21 protein-coding genes and 2 tRNA genes are annotated in these 25,598 nt (G+C 44.5%); 12 read left to right on the plus strand and 11 right to left on the minus strand.

The genetic code is table 11. From position 1 onward, the window contains the following. The first annotated feature begins 258 nt into the window (after positions 1-258). From ISR87_04705 to ISR87_04745, 9 genes are all read left to right on the plus strand, one after another. The gene (locus ISR87_04705) at positions 259-1,521 is read left to right on the plus strand and encodes an alkaline phosphatase family protein (protein MBL7024737.1); all 1,263 of its coding nucleotides are present in this window, start codon (positions 259-261) and stop codon (positions 1,519-1,521) included. A gap of 118 nt (positions 1,522-1,639) precedes the next feature. Beyond that, positions 1,640-3,829 carry a hypothetical protein gene (locus ISR87_04710; GenBank protein ID MBL7024738.1) on the plus strand — a complete coding sequence of 730 codons (2,190 nt, stop codon included), beginning with the start codon at positions 1,640-1,642 and terminating at the stop codon, positions 3,827-3,829. Then, positions 3,826-4,740: a serine hydrolase gene (locus tag ISR87_04715; GenBank protein MBL7024739.1), complete on the plus strand. Its 915-nt coding sequence runs from the start codon at positions 3,826-3,828 to the stop codon at positions 4,738-4,740. Before ISR87_04710 ends, ISR87_04715 begins: the two co-directional genes overlap by 4 nt. A 97-nt stretch (positions 4,741-4,837) precedes the next feature. Then, positions 4,838-5,626 (plus strand): 3'(2'),5'-bisphosphate nucleotidase CysQ, encoded by a 789-nt coding sequence (locus tag ISR87_04720; GenBank protein MBL7024740.1) that lies wholly within the window; start codon positions 4,838-4,840, stop codon positions 5,624-5,626. Between the two features lies 1 nt (position 5,627). Beyond that, on the plus strand, positions 5,628-6,329 hold the full coding sequence (thyX, locus tag ISR87_04725; protein MBL7024741.1) for an FAD-dependent thymidylate synthase: 702 nt from the start codon (positions 5,628-5,630) through the stop codon (positions 6,327-6,329). A 9-nt stretch (positions 6,330-6,338) separates the two neighbouring features. Continuing rightward, complete coding sequence (locus tag ISR87_04730; GenBank protein ID MBL7024742.1) at positions 6,339-6,482, plus strand: hypothetical protein; 144 nt, start codon at positions 6,339-6,341, stop codon at positions 6,480-6,482. A gap of 38 nt (positions 6,483-6,520) precedes the next feature. Continuing rightward, the gene (locus ISR87_04735) at positions 6,521-7,765 is read left to right on the plus strand and encodes a 6-phosphofructokinase (protein ID MBL7024743.1); all 1,245 of its coding nucleotides are present in this window, start codon (positions 6,521-6,523) and stop codon (positions 7,763-7,765) included. A 72-nt stretch (positions 7,766-7,837) separates the two neighbouring features. Continuing rightward, positions 7,838-7,910: transfer RNA gene (locus ISR87_04740), tRNA-His, on the plus strand. A 72-nt stretch (positions 7,911-7,982) separates the two neighbouring features. Then, positions 7,983-8,054: transfer RNA gene (locus ISR87_04745), tRNA-Glu, on the plus strand. Positions 8,055-8,117: 63 nt separating this feature from the next. On the opposite strand, the gene ISR87_04750 is transcribed toward ISR87_04745, so the two are convergent. The 6 genes from ISR87_04750 to ISR87_04775 all read right to left on the minus strand — a co-directional run bounded on the left by ISR87_04750 (position 8,118) and on the right by ISR87_04775 (position 14,484). After that, positions 8,118-9,722, minus strand: a complete 1,605-nt coding sequence (locus ISR87_04750) for a hypothetical protein (GenBank protein MBL7024744.1) — start codon at positions 9,720-9,722, stop codon at positions 8,118-8,120. Between the two features lie 303 nt (positions 9,723-10,025). Further along, positions 10,026-10,997 carry a protein DA1 gene (locus tag ISR87_04755; protein ID MBL7024745.1) on the minus strand — a complete coding sequence of 324 codons (972 nt, stop codon included), beginning with the start codon at positions 10,995-10,997 and terminating at the stop codon, positions 10,026-10,028. Between the two features lie 61 nt (positions 10,998-11,058). After that, on the minus strand, positions 11,059-12,033 hold the full coding sequence (locus ISR87_04760; GenBank protein ID MBL7024746.1) for a phosphatase PAP2 family protein: 975 nt from the start codon (positions 12,031-12,033) through the stop codon (positions 11,059-11,061). 36 nt (positions 12,034-12,069) lie between these two features. Continuing rightward, entirely contained in the window at positions 12,070-12,498 is a 429-nt protein-coding gene (locus tag ISR87_04765) for a small multi-drug export protein (GenBank protein MBL7024747.1), read from the minus strand. A 40-nt stretch (positions 12,499-12,538) separates the two neighbouring features. Further along, positions 12,539-13,159 carry a CDP-alcohol phosphatidyltransferase family protein gene (locus tag ISR87_04770; protein MBL7024748.1) on the minus strand — a complete coding sequence of 207 codons (621 nt, stop codon included), beginning with the start codon at positions 13,157-13,159 and terminating at the stop codon, positions 12,539-12,541. A 14-nt stretch (positions 13,160-13,173) separates the two neighbouring features. Then, positions 13,174-14,484: an inositol-3-phosphate synthase gene (locus ISR87_04775; GenBank protein MBL7024749.1), complete on the minus strand. Its 1,311-nt coding sequence runs from the start codon at positions 14,482-14,484 to the stop codon at positions 13,174-13,176. Between the two features lie 223 nt (positions 14,485-14,707). Here ISR87_04775 and ISR87_04780 point away from each other — a divergent pair, with 223 nt between their 5' ends. After that, positions 14,708-15,676 (plus strand): phosphatase PAP2 family protein, encoded by a 969-nt coding sequence (locus tag ISR87_04780; GenBank protein MBL7024750.1) that lies wholly within the window; start codon positions 14,708-14,710, stop codon positions 15,674-15,676. Positions 15,677-15,698: 22 nt separating this feature from the next. Then, positions 15,699-16,121 carry a GNAT family N-acetyltransferase gene (locus ISR87_04785; GenBank protein ID MBL7024751.1) on the plus strand — a complete coding sequence of 141 codons (423 nt, stop codon included), beginning with the start codon at positions 15,699-15,701 and terminating at the stop codon, positions 16,119-16,121. A 322-nt stretch (positions 16,122-16,443) separates the two neighbouring features. Here ISR87_04785 and ISR87_04790 read toward each other — a convergent pair whose 3' ends face one another. The 5 genes from ISR87_04790 to ISR87_04810 all read right to left on the minus strand — a co-directional run bounded on the left by ISR87_04790 (position 16,444) and on the right by ISR87_04810 (position 23,502). Continuing rightward, positions 16,444-17,025, minus strand: coding sequence for a fumarate hydratase C-terminal domain-containing protein (locus ISR87_04790; GenBank protein MBL7024752.1), 582 nt, complete (start codon positions 17,023-17,025; stop codon positions 16,444-16,446). Then, complete coding sequence (locus ISR87_04795) at positions 17,018-17,905, minus strand: fumarate hydratase (protein ID MBL7024753.1); 888 nt, start codon at positions 17,903-17,905, stop codon at positions 17,018-17,020. Before ISR87_04795 ends, ISR87_04790 begins: the two co-directional genes overlap by 8 nt. A 15-nt stretch (positions 17,906-17,920) precedes the next feature. Next, positions 17,921-18,949, minus strand: a complete 1,029-nt coding sequence (locus ISR87_04800; GenBank protein MBL7024754.1) for a 2-oxoacid:ferredoxin oxidoreductase subunit beta — start codon at positions 18,947-18,949, stop codon at positions 17,921-17,923. A 34-nt stretch (positions 18,950-18,983) separates the two neighbouring features. Beyond that, positions 18,984-20,822, minus strand: coding sequence for a 2-oxoacid:acceptor oxidoreductase subunit alpha (locus ISR87_04805; protein ID MBL7024755.1), 1,839 nt, complete (start codon positions 20,820-20,822; stop codon positions 18,984-18,986). Positions 20,823-21,108: 286 nt separating this feature from the next. Next, positions 21,109-23,502 (minus strand): AAA family ATPase, encoded by a 2,394-nt coding sequence (locus ISR87_04810; protein ID MBL7024756.1) that lies wholly within the window; start codon positions 23,500-23,502, stop codon positions 21,109-21,111. Between the two features lie 454 nt (positions 23,503-23,956). On the opposite strand from ISR87_04810, the gene ISR87_04815 reads away from it, so the two are divergent. Beyond that, positions 23,957-25,504: an aldehyde dehydrogenase family protein gene (locus ISR87_04815; protein ID MBL7024757.1), complete on the plus strand. Its 1,548-nt coding sequence runs from the start codon at positions 23,957-23,959 to the stop codon at positions 25,502-25,504. The last annotated feature ends 94 nt before the right edge of the window (positions 25,505-25,598 follow it).

Raw genomic sequence — 25,598 nt, forward strand, 5'->3', positions numbered from 1 at the left:
TATGAGACATATTACTTAACAGAAAGGAAACTGTTCATCTAAAGATCGCTGATAATCAGATATCGTGAACCCACAAACTTTTTTGATCAAATGTATCAGACAAAACTCTTTAACTGGGCTTTATATCGGAATCAGGGACCCTGGCTAACAGATATGCAGTATTGAATTAACTGCCTGTTTCAGATAGATTATTGCTCTCAAATTGATCGCATAAAACGAGTCCAGCATTGCTAATGAAACTGGTGTTAAAGGGAAAGCATGAAAATCCATAAAAAGATAAAATTAATTGCCCCAGTACTACTGTTTGTTCTTGTCATCGTTGCCTGTTCCAGCAACCCCTACGTAAAAGAGATTCCAAAGAAACAATATGTGGTCATGTTATCCCTGGATGGCTGTCGTTGGGATTACCCCCAAATGGCTGATATGCCCAATCTGGAAGCCATCGCACGTGAAGGGGTTAAAATGGAATCCTTGCAACCTTCCTTCCCCAGTAAAACTTTTCCAAATCACTATAGCATTGCTACAGGTTTATATCCTGACCACCATGGAATTGTGCAGAATACCTTTTATGACCCGGATATGGATGCCTACTATAAGATCAGAGACCGCAAGGCTGTGGAGAATAAGGATTTTTACGGCGGAGAACCAATCTGGGTTACCGCAGAGAAACAGGGCTTAAAGACCGCCTCCTTCTACTGGGTGGGAAGCGAAGCTCCCGTCAATGGCACCTATCCTTCCAGATGGAAAAAATATGATCATCACTTTCAATATGAAGCCAGAGTAGATACGGTTATTTCCTGGCTATCCCTTCCTGAAAAGGAGCGCCCCCGCCTCATCACCTGGTATTATCCAGAACCAGACGAAGTTGGCCACAATACCGGTCCTGAAAGCGACAAAACCAGGATTAAACTTGAGTATCTTGATAGCTTGATTGGAGATTTCCGGCAAAAGCTGGCTACACTTCCCATTGCTGATCAGGTAAATATTATTGTGACGGCAGACCATGGCATGACACAAATTTCAGGCGACAAGTGGATTTACTTTGAAGATTACATTCAGCCAACCTGGCTGGATACTTCCCTGGGCAGCACACCGGTCTGGATGTTTGATGTCAAGGCAGGGTTTGAAGATTCTGTTTACATCAATCTCAACCGGGCTGAACACCTAAACGTATGGAAGAAAGACAGTATCCCGGATACGCTACACTATGGTAAAAATTCCCGGGTAATGGATATTGTGGCAACCCCTGATCTCCATTGGAGTATTGGATGGGGAGATAGAAAATATCCACTTGATATGATTGGAGGCGCTCATGGATATGATCCTCGATATAAGGATATGCATGCCATCTTTTACGCATCAGGTCCTGCCTTTAAACATGGTTATGTTCATCCCACGGTTGAAAATATCAATATCTACCCCCTCATTGCTAAAATTCTGAATCTCAAACCAGCTGAGACTGATGGCAAACTTGAAAATGTCAGTCGCATGCTAAAACCAAAGATGCTGATAAACGACTAGATATGCTGGATATTGTTTTTCCCGGAGGATTGTACATCTTTGCAGGAATTGTCGTCCTGCTATTAACGTTCTACAGATGGATCAACAGGTCTGATCGTTGACGGGTATAAACAAAAAGGTGGCACAATATTTCATCCTCTTTGCAATTATTGTAGTGGGCTTGAATTCATGCTTCCTTTCTGATTTGCACCTCAAGGAATACTTACGTCCTGTCCGTAAATTTTTAAATAAAGAACGGAGCTACTGGACCGATAAAATTGAGTATAAGGGCGAGACTGGATCCGAGATTGTTTATTACAAAAACGGACGACCTGCCCTGGAACGTTTCTTTGATGAAAATGGACTGCTAACAAGCATCAGCTATCTGGGTAGAGATGGTCGCGCCTTGCGGACGGATTCTCTGGTATATGCAGGAGAAGAGCTGATTGGTGGGTATTACTTCTCAGAACCCAACCATCATCTCCAACTGCGTTTTCTGAGCTACAAAAAGCAGGGGCAGCTGAGTCAACGCTCCTGGTATGGCGCTCTGAATGAATTGTTGAGCCGTGAGTTCTTTCTATTTGATCGGAATGGGTACCGACGAATGAGGATGATTTTTGATGGTAATGATTCACTTCTCTACACCGAGTCTTTCAGACGCGGGTCAGATGAACTGGAGCTGCAGAACACCTACTCTATTTTTGGTGAACTCGTTCATCAAACCATCTATGAACCCGGTAAGCCTCCTTACAAATATGATTTTAAATCAGATGGAGAGGTCACACGAATTTCCCAACTTTATCCAGGAGGGAATCCAATCTGGTCAAGTGATCTGTTCTATAATTCCAGGGGGGTGATTGAGCGCAGTAATTTTAGTGTAGACGGGCGCTTCCTGTTCACCCATCTCGGAGATATTGAACTTTTTCAAGAATCCCTGCGATCGTGGAAACACCCTGCGTCACCCAGTCAAGTACAACACATATACAAATTCAGTCATACCGACCCTTTTGTCGAGGAGATCGGTAGTGAGAACCCCGACTCAAAAATAATTGAATATAGATTGCCTCGCAGTGGCGCCGTCTTCAAGCGGTCTCTTTTGGATGAAAATGACTTGCCCCTACGTGACAGCATTTTTTCCAGTCGTGAGGGATTTCATCCAGTTTCTGTCCGGCAATTCAACCCCAAAGGATTTGTTGCTGATGAGGTAACGTATGATCTGTCAGGCAAACCGAAGTGGCGGCATAAATGGTTCAGAGATGACCAGGAGCGCGTTATCCGCGAGGAAGTTTCAGCGCTTCCTGACACCTTCACTGCTGCTGTGAGTCGATTCTACGATAGTTTTGGTCTACCAGCCTTCTACGAACGCTTTGCATCACCGGACTCATTTGATGGTACCTGGGTTTTCTATCATGGAGGCGGTATTAATAAAACCCTTTTTTACAACAATCAATTTGATCTAAGTGAGTCGTGGCTCATAAGACCTGGTGGAGATACAACGCGACGTTCAACCTTTAAAAATGTTGACTATATAAGGGTTGAGTCGAAATATGGACTCCATGATACACTCCTCTCACAACTTCGATTTACAGATGATGGGCTTTTGAATTGGGAGTTATTTTTCGATAGGGAGAAGCGTATCCTGAAAGAACTCCACAGGAAGAAAGACGGCTCAATATACAGGGAGGTTACTTACGATCACCCCGAGCGGAGCATCACCAGCACGACCTATGCACCGCTGGATCCTGGGAATGTTGGTTCTGCAGGACAATTCAAGGGCGATTTGACTTCTCGAGTGGTCTCTAAATTGAATGGTCAGGGCAAGAACATTCAGGTTATTTCATACAATTCCAGTGGCGAGGCTAACTGGGAGAAACGCAATGCGTATCGCGCTGGAAAACTGCTAAAATCAGCCCAAATGGACCCCCAGGGGAAACCCGTATTCATTTCCAACTACACTCACAATGACCAGCGACAGGTGCTCACCGAAACAGCCCTTGATAAAAATGGTGGCGTTGTTCATACCATTGAAAACCAATACAATGAAGAGCATCAGCTCATCTGGAAAACCTTTTCATCCACACTGTCGGGAACTGCCAGCGCGAATAGGCTTTATTATGATGACCTGGGTCGTTTGCAGCGAGATGAGATTATCGAGGATAAAAGATTTATTGAGGCTGTAGAATATGAATACTTCCCTGAGTTCTATCTGAGAATGGCGACTCACTATACAACTGAAGGTGAGATCATTCGCAAAGAGGTTGAAAATTATTTTGGCGACAATGTTTTTGCTGCCAGCTCAAGTGAAGACAATAAAGGAATCACTAAATGAAAAATATCTGGCTCGTTTCACTTCACCTTATTGTTGTTCTTGGTCTTGTTTCCTGCTCAGGTACGAAAAAGACAGATGAGGTCACAGCTCCCCATGAAGTCGGCATAGCGTATATGAATCTGAAAACGGGAGAAATTCTCGCCTACAATGCCCACGATCTCTTCCATGCAGCCAGTACGATAAAAACCCCTATCATGTTTCAGTTATTTAAAATGAGGGACAAGGGCATCATCGATTTGAAACGTGAAATCCCCGTAAAGAATCAATTTACCAGTATTGTTGATGCCAGTCTCTTCAGCATACCTGTTGAATCCGAAAAAGATGAAATTCTATACCCCTATATTGATCAAAATCTCAGCTTCTATGACCTCATTGAAAAAATGATTACCCACAGTAGCAATCTGGCGACAAACATATTAATTGAATACACGGGTGCAGATTCAATTGGCGCTACCATGCGTAAGATCGAGGCAGATGGCGTGTTGGTCATGCGGGGTGTGGAAGATCTTAAAGCATACAATCTGGGTCTAAACAATGTGACTTCTGCTTATGGGATGATGAAGGTCATGGAGGCTGTTTACAAATCAGATTTGGTTACTGAGTCCTCTCGTCAGGAAATGCAGGAAATTCTTAAACGTCAGCAGTTTAACACCATGATACCTGCTGGTTTGCCACAGGATGTTATTGTCGCACATAAAACTGGGTCAATCACGCGTATCGCCCATGATGCTGCCCTGATTTATCCTCCAGATTCACCTCCATTTGTCCTGGTTATTTTGACACGGGGTTGGGATGACCACGCTGCTGCACAAAAAGTGGGCGCTCGTATAAGCGCTAAGGTATACGAATATCACCGAGGTCTTTTAAAACGAACCGATATCGCCATTCCTGATCTACTGAGAGATGAATAACCCCCCGACTATTTACCATACTTATTATCCAAAAACTTGCCACGGCACCTCGAAATAGAAACTGGCACCAAGGGGTGCAAAATGTTATGATACGCCCATGATAAATCTTCATGCCCTGGCCACTGAGGCTGCCATTCAAGCCGGCCACATTCTCATCAAATATTATAAAAATGCATACGAGATTCAGGACAAGGGATACCATAACCCGGTAACAACTGCAGATCATGAGGCAGATGCTTTTTTGAAGCAATATCTCATGGAAGCGACGCCAGAATTTGGGTGGTTATCCGAGGAAACAATAGACTCACAGGAGCGTCTTGAAAAAGAGTTTGTCTGGATTGTTGATCCTCTCGATGGAACCAAGGAGTTTATTGAAGGGGTTCCTGATTTTGTGACATCAATCGGTCTGGTGCATAATGGAGTTCCAATTCTGGGCGTGCTCTACAACCCCATTACTGAGGAGTTGATCAGAACTGATGCAGCAGGGATAGTCTGGTACCAGGATCAAAGGGCAGTGCTTTGTCAGGAGACAGAACTAAAAAACGTGGGCTGCTTAAACAGTCGTTCAGAAACACGACGTGGCCTCTGGGAGCCTTGGGCCAATGAGTTTAAAAAATTAATCCCCATCGGGAGTGTTGCTTACAAACTGGGTCTGGTCGCAGCAGGGCAACAGGACTTCTTTGTCACCTTACGCCCTAAAAACGAATGGGATGTATGTGCTGGACATGCGCTATTACTGGCACTGGGTGGCACCATGAAGACAACAACAGGGGCTAAAATATCATACAACCAGCCAGACACCATTATCAAGCCGGGGATGACAGGTGGAAATAAAGATTTGGTAGCGGCTTTTATTAGTAGATTCAATGCGCGGAAAGGGAAATAAAATGAGTAATGATTCAAAACAATTCGAAGCATTTGATGTCCTGGGAGATGGGATCAGTTTTGTCCGACTTATTAACACCATGGGATCTGATGTGGAAATTGTCAATGGAGCCAGAGTTTCATTTGGAAAACGTCGTGAAGAATTGGATGATAAAGATAAAGTGCTTATTCAATATCTGGCTGATGAGAGACATACCTCCCCTTTTGAACATGTCGCCTTTACCTTTCATGTAAAATGCCCGCTATTTGTGACTCGCCAATGGCACCGCCATCGCACCTGGTCCTACAATGAGATCAGTCGTCGCTATACATCCATGAATCTCGAATTTTATGTGCCCAAGGCCTATCGCCAGCAGGCTGAAACAAACCGACAGGCAAGTACCGATGACCTGATCGAAGAAACGAAAGATGGCAAAAACATACGTGATCTCGTGGAGACACATACTGCAGGAGCCTTTACGTTTTATGAAGATTTAATCAAACAGGGTGTGGCCAGAGAGCAGGCACGTATGGTCCTTCCGCAGAACATGTATACGGAGATGTACGCCTCTGTTAATCTTCACAATTTGATCCACTTTGTTGAATTACGAATTCATGCAGGCGCCCAATGGGAAATTCAACAATATGCTCTCAAACTTCTGGATCTGGCTGAAGAAGCAGCACCCTATGCCATCAAAGCCATCCGCAAAGCACGCAACTGGTAGGAGTTAAATATGGAAATTATGGGATTTGTATTTGGATTGGCAGCACTGGCGTTTGCACTGATTGCCAACTCTCGGCTCAATAAATTAGAAGACAAACTTAAAGAACTTCAGGTGCTGGATAAGGATTTTAAATCCGGCGAAAGAATTTCCTAAGAATAATTACTCAGATTTAACAATGGAGAATATTAAAAATGGCTAAAGCAAACGCCGTATACGCCCAATCAGGGGGCGTCACCAGTGTCATAAATGGATCTGCCTATGGTGTCATTAAGGCAGCCCGGGAATCTGGTATCATTGACAACATCTATGGTGGACTCTATGGTATTAATGGAGTGCTCGAAGAAAATCTGGTTGATATCAGTCAGGAGAGTGCTGCTGATATTGATCGACTCCCTTACACACCTTCAGCAGCATTTGGGTCTTGTCGTAAAAAATTGCCTTCTCTGGAAAAGAATCGCGCTGACTTTGAACGAATTATTGAGGTTTTTAAAGCCCATGATGTCCGCTACTTCTTTTACAATGGAGGTAATGACTCAATGGACACAGCTTATAAAATTTCGCAACTCTCCCATGACATGGGTTATGATGTTACCTGCATTGGTGTTCCCAAAACTGTTGATAATGATTTACCCGTCACAGATAACAGTCCCGGATTTGGTTCAGTAGCCAAATACCATGCTGTCTCACTGCGTGAAGCTTCTTTTGATGTGGCCTCCATGCATCATGACAGCACCAAAGCTTTCGTGGCTGAGACCATGGGTCGTCATGCTGGCTGGATTGCTGCTTCTACTGCCATGGCTGCCAACAATGAAAATGAGGGGCCACACATCATCCTGTTGCCTGAAATTGCTTTCAGAGAAGAGGCTTTTCTGACGGAAGTTGAAAGAATTCGAGCCAAGATAGGATATTGTGTTATTGCAGTCTCAGAAGGATTGCAGAATGAAGCAGGTAAGTTTGTTGCCGATGCTGGAACGGTTGATATGTTTGGTCACACTCAGCTGGGTGGGGCTGGAGATTTTATTTCTAATCTTATTAAGAATAAGTTGAGCATCAAAGTACATAATACCCTGCCTGATTACTTCCAGCGCTCAGCTCGCCATATCGCTTCCAGGACCGATGTTGAACAGGCCATTGCAGTTGGAAAAGAAGCGGTGCGTCTGGCAGCTGAAGGTCTCAACGGTCAGATGGTAACCATTGTCAGGGATTCGGATACACCCTACTCCTGGTCAGTTGGACATACTGATATAGTTAATATCGCCAATAAGGAGAAGGTGCTTCCCGCCGACTATATCCGCGAGGATGGCTTTCATGTTACCCAGGCATTTAGAAATTATTGTCGACCTCTTATTCAGGGTGAGTTATGGCCAGAATATTCAGGTGGAATCCCTGTATATAGCCAACTCGTGCGGAATCTTGTCCCTAAAAAATTAGGATAATTTACTGCATTAAAAGCGTTTGGAGGTGCATTTCCAACCGTATATATTGACCCGCTTTTTAAAGTATGCATGGTGGGCGTAGCTCAGTTGGTAGAGCGCGCGGTTGTGGTCCGCGTGGTCGTCGGTTCAATCCCGACCGTTCACCCCTAGAAGTGTAAGCGAAGAATATATTTGTGTTCACTTTGAATTCTAATATTTTCGCCACACTTAATCTGCTGGCTCCTTCGTCTAGTGGTTAGGACTCGAGATTTTCATTCTCGCAACAGGAGTTCAATTCTCCTAGGAGTCACGTAAAAAACCCGATCATTTGATCGGGTTTTTTATTTTCCACAACATTCTGAAAGCTAAACTGCTAGATATCCAACGCCTGATATGCCGCAACCCATTTATTGAGTGCAGTAGCGTATGCCTGTATGAAGCTATCAACCTTGAAGGCCTTGAGAAATTCCTCGTAAGTCGTATCCTTGGTGATGGTAATTGGATGAGACTTGTAAACAGCGATTGCACTGGGAATATACGTACCCATTACAATGGATTTCGGAAATGCCTTGTAGTGCACTGAAATATTCATATCAAATACAAACAGGTCTCCTGAAACCCCCTCTTCAGGTTTGATGCGGGTTGCCTTGACATAGCATTCAGCCAGGGCATCTGCACCAGATGTTTTGATCATATCATAATACCAGGATTCTTTGCCGCCAAATTTGACTTCAAAATTCTCCCACATGTCAAAGTTTGCCAAATCTCTTGCGGTCACAAAAAAGTTGTATGGACCTGATTTACCTTCACCTGCTGCCATGCGCTTATATGAGGCATTATTAACGAATGCCTCCCTGGGAACTTCTTCAGCATCCAGACCTGTGAGAAGGGCGTTCATTACCCCGTCGGCCATGATATTGGCAACATCCGTTAATACTTCTGTCCCGAAATCATAACCCCAGGTTGTAGTCGTCACTGTGGTTTGAGTAGAGGTAACCTTTTCTATTTTTGTACTACCCCTGAATACAAAGGAGCTTAAACCCACTTTTTTGATACTGTCCAGATAACCTATTGCGCCACCACCTGGGTTGTATGCAGTCGTTACTGGATTAATCTTCACCGTTACATCACCAACTGTTTCAACAATCTCTGGGATGTAAGGGTTATTGGCACCGTGTGAACCTTTTACATTACCGCTCAGATTCACTTCAATAACATCTGTGTCAACAGAGCTGACCACCACATCGCCATTCATGATATGGCGAACCACATCCTTTTGGCGTTCCAGCATGATCATATTGGGCCCTGCTTGAAATTTTTGGGCAGGTCCAATGCTTTCACCCAGGATTTCTGGAGAAATGAACTCTGATCCATCATCATCCATCAGGTATATGGGCAAAACATTCTGGAGACCTATCTGGGTCAACAGCATGGAAACCTTGATGATCTTGGTGGTATCTGCCCCTGGGGTCCACTCCAGCATGAATCCTTTGGAAAGATCAATTTCAGCGCCTTGTGCAGGTTTGGTGATGGTGATTTTTTCACCTGTGTAGGTTTCTGTAAAAGTGACTGGATCACCTGCTGTTCCATCGATGGAAAACGAAAAGGTTGCCCCTGGCTGGACATCTTGTTTGCAGAGATACATACCGTTTCCGAAGAAATCCATGGGATCTCCATTACAGGTTACTGTTCCGTCAATCTCAAGAAATTTCATCCCCCGCGAGAACATGATCCATGCATTACTTGGTGTCGGCTCCAGATCAAAGCCCTTGCTGGTGATATACTCAATTTCAAGATCTGTCCAGGGTCGTCCCCGGTTAACATTATTCAGCTTGATAAATGCTGTGGCATCAGAAACATCCCCGGTTTTTTCCTGCATAAATGACGTAACCAGGCTGCCTGCCTTCAACATCACCTTTGCACAGCCGACCAGCAGCAGTACAGCAACAACGACAATCAACAATTTTGAAAGTCTCATTTCCATCTCCCCTTGTTTTGTTATACATGACTATTCTATGTATTTAACATGCTATGGAATGCCAGACTGGCCGAGATATCAGTGCGAATTTTTCCCCGATTGAAGTACGTGCGCGATGAATCTAAAAATCAATCCTTAATAGTTCAAGTACACAATGTAATGCACAGTAGTTATGATATAGCATGTGTTACTACAGCTTTGATAGCCTCTAAACTAAAAAATGGAAATAAAAAACCCGGTCAGGTGATCGGATTTCTATTGAGATAAGATGTTTTTTTTGAGTCAGGTCTTGACTGCTTTTTTTTAGTAGGTATCCAGAGTTTCCAGAAGATAATTCCATCCCCACTTATCCAGTAATTTGGACATTTTTCGGTACCCATAGCCGTAGTCTGGATCCTGACTTTTCTCCATATTGAGCAATCGGAATTTGGCATATTCAGAACGGGAGTCCTTGTAAACCAATTCACTCCCAAGATTGCAGAAGCCCTCGCTGATATCGGATCTGAGCTCAAGATCCCTGCCAAATAAATAGACGTGTAGTAATTCATGTGCCAGAACAGCTCTGAACATGGTCAGGGGCAAATGAGAGTGGATATAGATATGGCTATCTTTTCTAACAATCCTGCCATTCCGGGTCTGAATATTGTGCTCGGTGAATCCATGCATGGCATCTGAATAAGATGTAGCCAGTTGTTTCAATTGGTGCTGATCCACCAGGGTGATGGGGATATCATCAGGCAGGTTGTCTATTCCCTTTGATTCCAGGAGCCTGCGGACATAGGACAAAGAGGACTCCAGCAGGAAATCTCCTGAGACTTCTGTTTCATTACAGATTCCGCAAAGAAAACGTCCATCATCCAGCTCGAATCCACCCCTGGTTAACGCTTCACAGATCAGGCGACCACAGGTACTGCACTCTGGCAATTCTGATGAGTGACTCCCATGAAATGAATTTCCCCAATAGTCTGTATAGTATTTGCCCTGGAGCGGCTGATCGCAAATCGCACATTTGGGGAGGATGTGATTTGTGTAGCACTGGGGATGATACATTTTTTCATTCATGATCGCATATTTCCCATCGATGAGTTTCCCACAATGCTCACACCTCGGTTGAACATGATCACAGTAACAATTCTCATGATAGGATTTTCCATCAGTAGTGAGATAATTGCCCTTAATGGATTTAAAGCAATAACCGCATCTGAGATCTTGAGCCTGGATAGTTCCCAACAACAGGGTAACGGCAAAGAGAATTTGGAGGGGTATCAATGGCATGAGTTAATATATCATTGTTTAGAATATGAACCCATATACATAAATGGTGATTCGACTGAGTTTATGCCTTTTCCCGAAAGCCTAAAACAGGTGGTGAATGGGTAATGATACCCTTGCTATCCTGATATGCCCGCCATTTAGAATCAATATAGGGTGTGACATACCAGACGGCTGCGCAGAGAAACAGACCAGCATAGATATCAACTACATAGTGGTGCCTGAGGTAGACTGTCGCAATGATCAAAGACACGCCTATGGGAAGGAATATCCAGAAGAGACCTTTGTGGAAACGCCAGGCCATTCCCAGAGTGAGAAAGGTGATGGTACAGTGCAAAGAAGGGAAAGCCCCCCTGGCGGAAGCAGAACTAATATTCACTACAGCTCTGGCGCTGTCTGAGATGAGCGATGTTCCTTTAAAAATATTTATGGTATACATATCTGCCAGGGCAAGCCGTGGAGGCGCAGCCGGCAATAAAATGTAGAGTAGATAGCCACCATAATAACACAGCATCATGGTGAGCATAACGGTTCTGAATTCTCGTTTCTCACCCTTGTAATACATGTATAGCACCAGGATGACGGTGATCCAGAAATAATTCATATAGGCAAAAGACAGCCAGTCAGTTAACCAGGGAGTATAAAACTTTTCTGCCCATACCGTTGGGGACACGCCAAACATCCATTCATCGATAGCATTCAGTTGAAAATGTACATCGTTGGGATTAACAAAATGAATGGTATCATGAAGATTGGTATAGACAGCGATGGCGAAAATAAAGGGAGCTACCTCTCGAATAAATTTGAAAGCCCTCTTGTCAGGTCTGTACCAAAGAAACCAATAGAAAATCAACATCAGTATGATGGTTACAATTATTCTGGCAATACCACCTTCGATTTTTTTTGAATCCTCACCAACTGTTGTATAAAAATACCAGTTGGCCCTGAGGGTAATCAGTATGGACGGGATAAGGAAAACCAGGAAGATGATTTCCTCAATTCGTAAACCCTGTATACGTCTTGTCCAGGTTTTCAGCATACCGTATCTCCCATCATATAAACCAGCTTCAATTTTTTATACCTGCACTTCAGAAATTTCAACAATGCTCAGGATTCCCAGCGCTGCCAGGACAAAAATAAGACAACCTAAAATGACTCCTAACCCCACAGCTAAACTGGTTTGTTTGCTTGAAAGATTCATCACCCTAGCCAGAGATATTCCTGTCCAGACACCACCCCCAAAGGGTATGGTCGTGATAGCAAGCGGACCCAGCCACCCGATTTTCATAAGCCCTGCTGTCCATTTCCGCTGGCTTAAGCGGTCCTGAATTCGCAACGAACGTTCCTGCAAGTACATGGCCCATTTGAATTTTTCAACGGATAGATCAAACATGTGATTGATGAAAACCATCAGGACAAAGTCCGAGAGGATGACGACGATTCCTATCTCCCAGGCATTGAGACCCAGGATAAGACCAAGGGGGAAGGCGGCCTTCTTTCCCAATGTGTACTGCGCCACAAGTAGCGGGATAATCGCCAGTATTTTAGGAGGGATCAGATGAATCGCCCTCAACTTTTTTTACGATCATCAGTCTTTGGTAAGCGGTGTAATTGGTACCAACAGCCAGAATGATGATAGATACTTCCAGCACAATCTCGGAACCGAAAAAACCAACACCCCAGGGATTGAGAATAGCACCAAGAGATAAAATAACAAATCGTTCGAAGCGCTGCATAAAGCCCACCAGCTCCTGAACTCCCAGGGATTGAGCGCGAGCGCGGATATAACTCACCATCATGGATCCCATGATGGCCAGGAATGACCAAAAGAACATGGGGGTATCTTTAAAGTGGTAGGTGATCCCCATGAAGACAAACATCTCCACATAGCGATCCAGGCTGGAGTCCAGAGTGGCACCAAATTTACTTGAGCGTTCTCCCAACCGGGCTACGGTGCCATCAAGGGTATCCAGAATGCCACTTAATAAGAGCAGAAGTCCTGCCGTGGCACTATGTCCAAACATGAAGAAACCAGCGGCAATCACACCAATAATTGAGGCTGTGAAAGATATGGAGTTGGGATTCATCCTTGTCAGGGGTGAATGTGAAACGATGTATTTTACAACCCTATAATAGCCCTCAATAAGGTTACGACGATTAAGCATCCCTGTTCACAATTCTATTCGTAGCTATCATAATATTCATGTCCAACATGGGTGATAAGTTCCTCACCCATCATCCAGCGAAGTGTATTCTTCAGCTTGGTGAGTTGAATGAAGATATCATGTTCGGGATAAAGACCAGGCCCAACCATGGGTGCCTTAAAGTAGAATGAAAGCCACTCCTGGATACCTCGCATCTTATAGCGAAGCGCCAGATCAGCGAATAATACCAGATCCAAGACAATGGGCGCAGCCAGAATAGAGTCCCTACACAGAAAGTCAATCTTGATCTGCATTTTGTAACCCATCCAGCCGAAGATATCGATATTATCCCAACCTTCTTTGGCGTCGCCACGGGGCGGGTAATAATTGATCCGAACTTTATGGTAGAGATCTTTATAGAGATCTGGATAAGTGTCCGGTTGCAGGATATAGTCCAGGGCGCCCTTTTTGGAAACTTCCTTAGATTTAAATGACATGGGATCATCAAGTACTTCACCATCGCGATTTCCAAGAATATTGGTGGAGAACCAACCTTCAACACCAAGCATTCTGGCTTTGAGTCCAGGAGCGAGGATAGTTTTCATTAAGGTTTGGCCGGTTTTAAAATCTTTACCTCCGATGGGTAGTCCCTCGGCCATGGCCAGTTCCTGGATGGCAGGAATGTCTACCGTAAGATTTGGTGCGCCCATGAGAAAGGGAAGACCACTTTTTAAGGCGGCGTAAGCATAGATCATACTTGGAGCTATAAGGGGGTCATTGTCTCGCAAAGCTGCTTCAAATTTCTCCAGGCTGCTATGGATGTCTGAGGGCTCCAGGTAGGCTTCCGTACTGGCACACCAGATCATGACTTCACGCGTGGTATTATTCGTTTTTCTAAAGGTCTTGATGTCATCCATGAGCATTTCAGCCAAGACCATTTTATTGGGAGCTGATTTCTTGTGAACCCCATCCAGATTTTTTACATAGGACTGATCAAAAACTGCTTTCATTGGTTTAACTGATTCCAGGAGAGGGCGAGCTCTCTCAATATCTTGAGGCGTCAAGACCTGTGCCCGTGCTGCGGCCTGATATCCATCATCCTCAAAAATATCCCAGGCACCAAAAACCAAATCCTGAAGCTCGGCGAGGGGTACAAATTCTTTAATCTTGGGATTCCGGTTCTCAGTTCTTTTTCCCAAACGAATGGTTCCCATCTGAGTGACACTACCAATGGGAGCGGAATGCCCATTAATGATGGCGTCTACACCGGCAATAAATGTGGTTGATACTGCTCCTAATCCAGGAATTAAGACTCCCAGTTTCCCCTGTGGTGCTTTTGTATCCAAAAAATACTCCTCTCACGCTATCAACAGATTTCTGTGAATAATTAAAGGCAAAATTTAATCTCGCCACCAGGCAATTCAAGGCATGGATTGGTGCATTTAGCCAGGCATTAATTGGGCGCAACAACTTATGAAAAAACCCGGTATACCTAGGGACTTTATAATATCTGAATAGAACTCAAATTTTGGTCTACAATTCATACATCCCCGCCTTATTTTGCCAGCAATGAAGAGGAATACCCTATTTACTAATTCTCTGCTCCAGGCACTTCGCATCGAGGAGGTCATCGGTCTATTACTGATAACATTCGCAGTGTTGTTTGCCACTTTCTCCAACCTATACATGTTCATGAACGACCTACCAGAAGCGCAAAACATTATTGTCAATATTTCTCGCATTCTTACCTCCACTTTTTTCACCTTTTTATTCTATCGATCCATTCTGGTTCATGCTGAAAACCGGGGCTTCCAGATCTTTCGTGATTTTGCACCTTTTTTATTTATCCTGATTATTTATTTCAATCTTCAGGATACCATATTTCTCATTAACCCACAGGACATCCACCATACGCTGTTACACCTGGATGAAAAACTTTTGGGGATGCAGCCTACTGTCTGGGCTGAAAAATTTTACCATCCTCAACTTACTGATTGGTTCTCATTTACTTATTTAAATTATTATTTCATGACTCCGATCCTGTTAGGTCTCCTCTATCTGAACAAGAGACATGAGCAATTTAGAATCGTAATGGTGACCATGATGATTAGCTATTTTATCGGTTTTATCAGCTATATCATTTTTCCCGCCTCGTCTCCATATCTGGTGATTCCGGAACTGTATAAGGTTGATATCTGGAAAGACACATCCTTTTTCTCATGGCTCACCTACACCATTGTTGATATGTCTCCCCATCGTGTACGTGATGCCTTCCCATCTATGCATAATGGCATCGTTTTACTAACTATGATTATGGCCTGGCGCTATCATCGGATCTTCTTCTGGATACAGCTTCCCCTGGCCCTTTCCTTGCCCTTCGCTACGGTGTATTTAAGATATCATTACGTCGTAGACATCATTGGAGCCCTGCCTGTCATAGCTGTAGCACTATACATCAGTCCGCGGCTTGAACAAAAATGGAGACAGATCCAAAAACGAAATACCTCTCTTGAGGACACTCCAGCGAAAGTGGCGTGAATTTTTGAGTCCTGAAAACCTAATTAAGGTTTCTCGTATTCATTCTGATAGCGATACAAAAGCATCGCGACAAATACGCGAGGAAGTATTTGTGGTGGAGCAGCAGGTTCCTCCAGAAATCGAGTATGATGAATACGAACAGAATTCCACCCATATCCTGGCAAGACTGGATGGCGTCCCAGTCGGCACTGCTCGATGGCGCAAAACTGAGCGGGGTCACAAGCTTGAGCGTTTTGCAGTATTGAAATCAGCCAGAGGCAAGGGAGTCGGTGAAGCCCTGGTGAAATTCGTACTTAATCAGATTGAGGATTCCGAACCAGCCTATTTAAATTCACAAGTTTCCGCCATCCCTTTTTACGCCCGTCAGGGGTTTGAAGCAACCGGTGGCATCTTTTACGAGGCTGGAATTCCCCACCGGAAAATGGTGCTAAGGAGAGTAATTTAGATTTACTCTCTATACTTACCCCGGCTTTCAAGCCGGGGGTAAACTACGCAACATAATATAGGGGTTTTAACCCCAACCGGATCATTATCATCATCCGTCAGGGCTAAAGCCCTTTGATCTGGGAGCTTTCTTTTCCCCGCCTTAGAATGCGGGGAAAAATGCAAGAAATGCCTACCGTCATCCCGAGCGGAGTCGAGGGGCCTGATAATTGATTATTCTAGTTATCCCTCGACTCCGCTCGGGATGACAAGCATGGATATCATTACACACAAAAATGGCCAGGAAACCCGGCCATTTTGATAAATCCATTTTGATGGAGCCCTCAACCAAAGATGAGTTTTTTTGCAACCTCATCTGATTTTGCTTTGATGGCTTTATGCAGTGAACCGCCATGACTATCCATGGTGACCACTGCAGGAAAATCCTTGACCTCAATATGCCAGAAGGCTTCTGGTACACCGAGTTCATCCAGCATATATACATCATGAACTTTCACAACTGATTTTGCCAGGGAAGCGGCCAATCCTCCAATTGCATGGAGATACACACCACCGGATTTAGCCAGGCCATTAAGGGTCTTTTCACCCATACCACCCTTCCCAATCACTGCTCGCACTTTGTAATGCTCCATCACTGCAGCCTCATAGGGTTCTTCACGAATGCTCGTGGTTGGACCTGCGGCGACAAATGACCAGGAACCATCTTCATTCTTTTTGACCACCGGACCACAGTGGTAGATCATGCTGTCTTCCATGATGGGCTTGAGCCAATCCGGCCAGTTCTCATGGATGTATTTGTGAGCGGCATCTCTGGCAGTAACCATCAAACCTGAAATAGCAACTTCATCACCCATCTTTAATTCACGTATGTCTGCTTCGGAGATTGGTAATTGCAAATTAATCATAAGTCACCTCCCCATTGCCATTCAGAATCATGCTGTGTCTACGATATGCCCAACACATGTAGGATATGGAGACAAAGAAAGAGGCTGGTAATCGGTGCATGGTTCCCATTTTTACACCTAGAATGGTGGTTTTGCCACCAAAGCCCATGGGACCAACGCCTAGCTCATTTAAATCGGCTAACAATTTTGATTCCATTTCGGCCAGATCTGAATTGGGGTTCGTGTCTGTCATTTTTCTAAATAGTTGAGATTTTGCAGTGAGGTGAGAAGTGGTTCTATCACCCCCGACGCCTATACCTAGAATTCCGGGAGCGCACCCAAGACCCTGGGCCTGATTAACAGCATCCACAATGACTTTATAAACACCATCCAGATCACGACCTGCACCCAGACCTACATCGGGGAGCTTGTATTGGGTGGATACATTTTCACATCCACCCCCCTTGAGCATGAGTTTGAATTCGATATAGTCGTTGTCCCATTCTTCAAAATGGATAAAAGGCTGTCCCTCACCAATATTGTTTCCAGAATTTTTACCTGTGATACTGTCCACGGCATTGGGGCGGAGATAACTCTTATCAACTGCTTCAGCTGTGGCTTCATGGATTAAGGCAGTCAACTTGCGCATGCCCACGCCCTCTGGAATGTGGACGAGATAAATGTTGGTCCCGGTATCCTGACAGATCGGAGTGGATTCAACGCGAGCCAGCTCGATATTTTTTAGAATCATTCCAAAAACACTACGGGCAGCTGAACCTTCATCTTCATTCTGCTGGGCTGCCTGAATACTTTCAACTACATCCTTAGGCAAATCCGTGGCTGCAAGGCGAATTAATTCCAGCAGTTGATTTTTCAGAACTTTTTTATCGTATTGAAACATGTATAACCCCCTAAACTATTTAACCTCCCAAACATCACCGCTATAGAAAAGATTCTCAAGGGTCCCTTCACCTTTGATCTTTGTGACCTCTTTAATCTGCTCAATCATCATATCATCATAGGTAGGAGCATCCACAGCCCGCAGCACACCAAATGGTGTAGGGTTGGTTGGATCAAAGGTCATCTCAAGCAGTAAGTTGGTGATAATTTGATTGGTTTCATCGTGTACGAGAAGATCTTTTTCTGACCATTCCTGACCGAGGTGAACAACCTTGGGATGGTTGTCCTTCATAATGATACCCTTATCGTTTTCCTTACCAAAAATCATAGGTTCTCCATGAACGACAAACAGAGCATTATCAGGACGGGTGGCCTTATTCTCAACGGACTCAAATTCGCCATCATTAAAAATAATGCAATTCTGATAGACCTCGATGAAAGATGCACCTTTATGACGTTGTGCTCTTTTGATGCTCTCCTGCAATCCTTTTGCGTCCACATCCAATGCTCGGGAAATAAAGGTGGCATTGGCTCCCAGGGCGACAGCACTGGGGTTAAAAGGACGATCAATTGACCCAAAGGGTGAAGATTTGGTCTTGGCGCCCAATAAAGATGTGGGAGAATACTGGCCTTTGGTCAGACCATAGATGCGATTATTAAACAACATGATGTTCATGTCAATATTGCGTCTCAAGGCATGAATCATATGGTTTCCACCAATGGAGAATCCGTCTCCATCGCCAGTAATAACCCAAACAGCAAGATCCGGGTTTGCCAACTTAACACCTGAGGCAATGGCAGGTGCCCGACCATGAATTGAATGGAAGCCGTAAGTGTTCATGTAGTATGGGAAGCGACTTGAGCAGCCAATACCCGATATAAATGCATAATTTTCTTTTTTTACACCCATGACTGGCAGAGTTTTTTGCATATTTGCCAGAACTGAATAATCCCCACAACCTGGACACCATCGCACCTCGTTGCCGGGGACGAAATCTTTCCTGGTTAGATTCAAGTCTTGAATTTCGACCTTAGTTTCACTCATCTCTCTATACCTTATCTATTCAATATCTCGGGGATTAACCGAGGATCTCGTTAATTTTATCTTCAATCTCAGACGCACGGAAGGGTTCTCCCCGTACGATATTCAGCTGGTGAATCTCTCTGACCAGCTCACCCTTGAGAAGCAGAGCCAACTGTCCCGAGTTAACCTCTGGAATGAGGATTTCATCAAAACCATCACAAATAGCCTTTAGATCTGATGGGAACGGACTCACCCAGCGCAGATGCATCTGACTTACAGACTGTCCCTTGGCCAGGGCACGATCTACTGCAACATGGATGACTCCATGGGTGCTACCCCATCCCAACACCAGGAGTTTGCCCTTGGGTTCTCCATGAATTTCTGAAGGAGGGATATCCTGTTTGATATTATCAACCTTGCGAGCACGGATGTCAGTCATCAACTGATGATTCTCAGGATCCTGGCTGACCATACCAGTAATGTTCTCTTTTTCAAGTCCACCAATACGATGTTCCAGGCCAGGTGTTCCAGGAATCGCCCAGGGGCGAGTCTCATTTTCATCCCGTGCATAAGGCATAAATCCATCTTCACCACCATCTGAAGAACTGGGATGATTTACTACAATTTCTGGAAGGGTTTTGGGATCAGGAATTTGCCATGGACCAGAACCCTGTCCCAGATAACCATCCGACAGCAAAATGACTGGCGTCATATATTTCATTGCTATTCTGGCAGCTTCAAAGGCACAATCAAAACAGTCTGCTGGATCCTTGGCAGCAAGCACTGGAATTCGTGCATCACTATTTCGTCCGAGAACAGCTTGTAGGAGATCTGATTGCTCCATCTTAGTAGGCATACCCGTACTGGGGCCACCGCGCTGAACATTCACAATCACCAGGGGTAGTTCTGTGATTATGGCAAGTCCAATTGCTTCCGTTTTCAAGGCCATACCAGGTCCGGATGTTGTGGTAACTGCTAAATCTCCGGCATAGGAGGCGCCGATAGCCGAGGAGATACCCGCAATTTCATCTTCTGCCTGAAAGGTTTTAACGCCATAGTTTCTTAGCGTGGACAGAGTGTGGAGGATTTCACTGGCTGGCGTAATTGGATATGAACCCAGGAACAATTCCTTGCCCGCTTTCTTGGCAGCAGCTACCAAACCATATGCAACAGCAACATTGCCGGTAATATTTCGATATTTACCCTTGGGTAAGTTGGCCTTCTCCACAGCATAGGAGGTTGTAAATATTTCCGTGGTCTCACCATAATTGAAACCTGTTTTCATTGCTGTGATATTTGCTTCGGCGACGGAAGGATTTTTGGCGAATTTTTTTCGCAGCCAGTCTTCGGTTGGTTCAATCGGCCGATTGTACATCCAGAAGAGCACACCCAGGGCGAACATGTTTTTGGTTCGCTCAATACCCTTGGAGGTCAGATCTGAATTCTCCAGAGCTTTGCCAACCAGTTTAGACATTTCAATACTGAATACTATATACCCTTCCAGAGACCCATCCTCCAGTGGATTGGCCTCCCAGCCAGCCATTTTGAGGTTCTTCTCTGTGAACGCATTGGCGTTGGCCAATATGGACCCACCACTTTTCAAATCCCTCAAATGCACCTTAAGTGCAGCCGGGTTCATTGCCACCAATGTGTCTGGTAAATCACCAGGGGTAAATACCTTTTGAGATCCAAACATGAGCTGGAAAGCACTTACACCAGCAAGAGTTCCAAGAGGAGCCCTGATTTCTGAAGGGTAATTGGGAATGGTTTTTAGATCATTTCCCACAATTGCCGTCGCTTCAGTAAAGCGCGTACCTGTCAATTGCATCCCATCGCCTGAGTCTCCTGCGAAACGAATGGTTGCATCATTAATTCTAATTACTTTTTTCGCCATGAATACGAACTCCCGCTATACGAATCTATTGTTTGTTTGATTAAAAATGATTGAATCTTTGTTTTCTAAACAACTCAGTTTCTGGATATGAGCCAAAAGGATAATACGCTGTTTTAGGAAAGAATCTTGATACAGGTCAAGGCCTGAATACTGCGGTTCACTCATGATCAAAAACTAACGTCCACCTCTCCCTAAAACAATGCTGAATGATCTGTGACACCATTTATTTTTCACAAGTATTGGACAAAGCAACTATTGAGCCGTAATAGCTATTTCCCTGGTTTTTCTATGTCTGTTTGGCCAAGTTTTGACCTTTAGCAAAATACTTTTTCAGCTGATTCTGGGCTTCCCCAAATACCGTGCGGGCAGGAAAATTTCCATGCCTGTTTAAAACACCGGCCTTTACCCCTGTAAGTATCTCAATCCCTTCAGAAATATTGTCAACGGACCAGATATTGAATTTCCCAGACTTTACTGCCGCTTGAATATCAGGCATAAGCATAAGATGATCTACATTTGCAGATGGAATCATGACTCCCTGCTCCCCGGTCAACCCCCGTAGCTTACAGAGATGGAAAAATCCTTCAATCTTCTCATTCACACCACCTATGGCCTGAATCTCCCCCCACTGGTTGACAGAGCCCGTCACGGCAATCCCCTGTTTAATGGGGATGCCAGAAAGAGCAGAGAGAATAACATAAATTTCTGTGGAGCTGGCGCTGTCTCCATCAATTCCCCCATAGGACTGTTCAAAAGTAAGGGTAATGGTCACAGACAGAGGAAAGCTTTGGGCAAATGTCTGGCCCAGATAGCCATTGATGATCAGATTGCCCTTGTCATAGGTTTTTCCAGACAGTTTTGCTTCCCGTTCAACCGATATAATACCTGGCTTACCCATATAGGCCGTTGCAGTAATTCTGGATGGTTTTCCAAATGAATTGTCACCCATGGAGTAAACAGCCAGACCATTGATCTGACCAACCCGTTCACCGCTAACATCGATCATCAATGTTTCACTTGCGATATTCTCCCACACTTTCTCCTCGTAAAGGCTCCCCCTGAAGCGTTTTTCAGAGATGGCTTTCCGAACATCTTCCATCTGAACCTGACGGTGTTTCTGTTTTCTAGCCCAGTGAGTGGATTCAGTAATGAGACCAACCAATGTTCCGAATTGGAGAGAAAGCTTTCCTTTATCACCAGCCAATCTTGAACTGAACACAATAATCTGGGTCGCTGCCTGAGAGGTGAAATGGGGTGATTTCCTCTCACGACAGACTTTGGCGATGAACTGACAGAGGAGAAGTTCATTTTGAGCATTGCGAGTAACTTCATAGTCAAAATCTGCACGAACTTTAAAGGTTTTATTAAAGGCATCATCCACTTCCTGGAGATAGTGAAAGTGATCGGATCGACCAATTAAAATCACATTTAAATCAAGGGGAATCGGCTCTGGCTGGAGGGATGTGGTCGCGTTTAAGCCATACTGCTCATTAATATCTTCAATTTGCAAAGATTTGTTTTTGAGGGTCCGTTTTAGATACTCCCAAACATTGGCACTCTGAAGCACATTTTGGATATCCAATATGAGGAAACCACCATTGGCCCGCAACATGGCACCTGAAGTTATCATGGTAAAATCACTGTACCAGCCACCCATGACAGCCTCTTTCCCAATTCTACCAAAAAGATTGTAGTAGGAAGGATTGGCATCAACAATAACAGGTGCACCTTTCTGACGGCAATTATCTACCAGCAGGTTGACCTGGTATCTCTGCATTAACGCATGATGACTCTGTCTGGGATTCGGTTCCGCATCACCTTCTCCAGCACTATCCATACCCACAAATTCCTGGACATGCTCGGCAATATCATCCCTGACTTCCTCGAGATATTTCAAAAGTTCAGGATGATCTGCATAGTTCTCCAGCAATCTACCGATGCGATGCTCTACTGAATCAAGCGCAATTTTCCCTTGAAGCGATTCAATCACATCAGCACGTTCTTCTTCCAATTCCGCCATATCGCGCAGGGCTTCCCGCAAATGCTCCTGGATGAGATTGATTTTTTCATTAATTGCTGCCAATTCCGCCTCAGTAAGGGCAGAAACATCAGCTTCATTCATGGGGACGCCATCTTTAAGTGGAATCGTTTGAAAACCTGCTTGAGTGAGATTCAGCTGGATGCCTTGTTCGGCAGCTTCTGCATTAACGGCAGCAATTATTTCATCACGACCCGTATCAAATTCCGCAGTGATTTCCTTTTGCCGCTTGGCATAAATTTCACCGGTGAAAACTTTGGGGAGATCAACGCTTAAGCTGCTAATTAAACGCTTCATTTGTTTGGCGAATTTGTTGCCCTCTCCAGCTGGCAATTGAAAGACTCTGGGATGATATTCATCATGAAAGTTGAAGACCACCAGCCAATCGGGAGGGACCGGTTTGTGGGCCGCAAACTTTTCAACAAGGTTTTTAACAATGGTACTCTTACCGGTTCCAGGGAGCCCGCCAACAAAAACATTGTAGCCCGGGGCCAGGAGCTCAAGACCAAATTGAAGTGCTCGCACAGCACGCTCCTGTCCGATTACTTTATTGAGGCTGGGAAGTTCCGATGTGGATTTAAATTTCAGGGCATCATCGTCGGTGGTTCTACAAAGATCTTTTGTGGTCAATTTCTTCATCATCTCATCCTGATCATATTTTGTAATCCAAATTAATCAATGGACCTATAGGTTTATATGTTATGCGTTTTGCTTGAATCAATAGTGCCCAAGATAAGCAAATTCAGCTTTGTTACTGCCTTAAAATCTAAACAACATCAGGAATACATGCGTTCCTGAGCATCTTTTCTACCATGAATTTAGCCAAGATTACAAATCCTGATGACAGCACAACTAGAAACAGGCGTGTTGGACACGAATGCCACCAATTTTCATTAAATACCATGAATAATTTTGAGAAAAAAACTATTAATCAGGATTCGCTTCGTGTCAATTCGTCCAATTCGAGAAATTCGTGTCTAAAGGTTGAGCAAATAGAGCCTTAAAGATAGATCCTGGGTTTTCTACGATATAGGATAAAATAAATTGCCCCTCGCATCATTCCGTATACATTTTCTGAGCCATTAAAGGGGAGTTTATGTCAGCACTTGCACACACTGAAGCCTTCAATCCAGCCACTGGCGAGTCCTTGGGTCAGATACCTCAGAATACACTGGAAGATATTCAGCACGCCGTATCCAGAATCAGAAAAGCACAGGCTAAATGGGCAGCATTTTCCTTTTCAGAGCGCGGAAAGCACCTGAGAAAAATGCAACATCACTTGATCGAGAATGGAGAGGAATATGCCAGGATTATCTCTGCTGATAATGGTAAAACCCTGGCTGATGCCTACATGACTGAAGTTTCATCTGCTGTTTTAGCTTTCGACTACTATATCAAGCATGCTTCCAGGGTGTTAAGAGAGCGTCGCATAAAAGGCTCCCATATATTCGGTCTTTTCACCCGCAATCGTCTCCAGCATGTTCCCATGGGCGTCATAGGTATCATTTCACCCTGGAATTATCCCCTGGCCATTCCCATGCATGAAATCCTCATGGCCCTCATGTCTGGCAATGGACTTCTCTATAAGGCAGCTTCTGAAACGCAGATGGTGGGGCAGGTTATTCAAAAAATTGTGGATGCCGGGGAATTACCCCAGGATCTTTTTATCCAGGTAAATGTTGCCGGACGAATAGCTGGAGATGCCTTTCTCGAAGCTGGCATTGATAAGCTATTTTTTACCGGGAGTGTTCCTGTGGGCAAAATTCTCATGAAAAAAGCCGCAGAAACCCTCACACCAGTCTCCCTGGAATTGGGGGGCAATGATCCCATGATAGTATGTGCTGAGGCCAATCTTAAAAAGGCTGTCAATGGTGCAATCTGGGCGGGTTTATCCAATTCGGGGCAGAGTTGCGCCGGGGTTGAACGTGTTTATGTGCATCGTGATGTTTACAAACCCTTTATGAAGCTTCTCAAAAAGAAGGTGGAAAAACTGCGGGTCGGAAATCCTGATCAGAAGAACACTCATATCGGTACCATGACAACTTCCAGACAAAGGGATGCTGTGAGGAAAATATTGGAGGAGGCGATTGCTCAAGGAGCTACGGTTGAAGCCATGTCCCAGATAGATGAAACCACAGCGCAAGCCCTCCCTGCCACTATTCTTGCTGATGTAAATCATCAAATGCGGGTTATGAAGGAAGAAACCTTTGGACCTGTCATCGGTGTGATGCCCTTCAAATCAATTGAAGAAGCCATCCAGCTGGCCAACGATTCCGATCTTGGACTGACTGCCTCTGTCTGGACCAAGAACCATCGCCTTGGTCGCAAAATTGCCTCACAATTGGTAGCTGGAGTTATCACCATCAATAATCATCTGATTTCTCACGGGATCCCCAATCTTCCCTGGGGTGGCTTCAAACAGAGCGGAGTTGGACGAACCCATGGTGAGTTGGGCTTGCTGGAAATGACAGAAGCACGCGCCATTGTGAATGACTATTTGCCCCTCAACAAACAGTTCTATTGGACACCGGTTCCAGGATATGTTTATCGACGTTGGGTAGGATTTATGATGATAGTTGGTGGAGCCTGGTCATTGAAACTAAAAGGCCTGCTAAAGCTGATGTTTGGATTTAAACGGATCTGATGCAATAGAATTTTTCATGATTAACCTTGCGAAGGTTAACCTGGCCATCGTTGCTCTGAGAGCGGAGATGACAACCTTCGCAAGGTTAGATTCC

This window comes from Candidatus Neomarinimicrobiota bacterium (assembly GCA_016784545.1).
In the GTDB taxonomy this organism is placed as follows: Bacteria; Fidelibacterota; UBA8477; order UBA8477; family JABMPR01; genus JABMPR01.

Coding starts and splice junctions, on each gene's coding strand:
- ISR87_04705 (MBL7024737.1), top strand. CDS start 259: ATGAAAATCCATAAAAAGATAAAATTAATTGCCCCAGTACTACTGTTT.
- ISR87_04715 (MBL7024739.1), top strand. CDS start 3,826: ATGAAAAATATCTGGCTCGTTTCACTTCACCTTATTGTTGTTCTTGGT.
- ISR87_04720 (MBL7024740.1), top strand. CDS start 4,838: ATGATAAATCTTCATGCCCTGGCCACTGAGGCTGCCATTCAAGCCGGC.
- thyX (MBL7024741.1), top strand. CDS start 5,628: ATGAGTAATGATTCAAAACAATTCGAAGCATTTGATGTCCTGGGAGAT.
- ISR87_04730 (MBL7024742.1), top strand. CDS start 6,339: ATGGAAATTATGGGATTTGTATTTGGATTGGCAGCACTGGCGTTTGCA.
- ISR87_04735 (MBL7024743.1), top strand. CDS start 6,521: ATGGCTAAAGCAAACGCCGTATACGCCCAATCAGGGGGCGTCACCAGT.
- ISR87_04750 (MBL7024744.1), bottom strand. CDS start 9,722: ATGAGACTTTCAAAATTGTTGATTGTCGTTGTTGCTGTACTGCTGCTG.
- ISR87_04755 (MBL7024745.1), bottom strand. CDS start 10,997: ATGCCATTGATACCCCTCCAAATTCTCTTTGCCGTTACCCTGTTGTTG.
- ISR87_04760 (MBL7024746.1), bottom strand. CDS start 12,033: ATGCTGAAAACCTGGACAAGACGTATACAGGGTTTACGAATTGAGGAA.
- ISR87_04770 (MBL7024748.1), bottom strand. CDS start 13,159: ATGCTTAATCGTCGTAACCTTATTGAGGGCTATTATAGGGTTGTAAAA.
- ISR87_04780 (MBL7024750.1), top strand. CDS start 14,708: ATGAAGAGGAATACCCTATTTACTAATTCTCTGCTCCAGGCACTTCGC.
- ISR87_04790 (MBL7024752.1), bottom strand. CDS start 17,025: ATGATTAATTTGCAATTACCAATCTCCGAAGCAGACATACGTGAATTA.
- ISR87_04795 (MBL7024753.1), bottom strand. CDS start 17,905: ATGTTTCAATACGATAAAAAAGTTCTGAAAAATCAACTGCTGGAATTA.
- ISR87_04800 (MBL7024754.1), bottom strand. CDS start 18,949: ATGAGTGAAACTAAGGTCGAAATTCAAGACTTGAATCTAACCAGGAAA.
- ISR87_04805 (MBL7024755.1), bottom strand. CDS start 20,822: ATGGCGAAAAAAGTAATTAGAATTAATGATGCAACCATTCGTTTCGCA.
- ISR87_04810 (MBL7024756.1), bottom strand. CDS start 23,502: ATGATGAAGAAATTGACCACAAAAGATCTTTGTAGAACCACCGACGAT.
- ISR87_04815 (MBL7024757.1), top strand. CDS start 23,957: ATGTCAGCACTTGCACACACTGAAGCCTTCAATCCAGCCACTGGCGAG.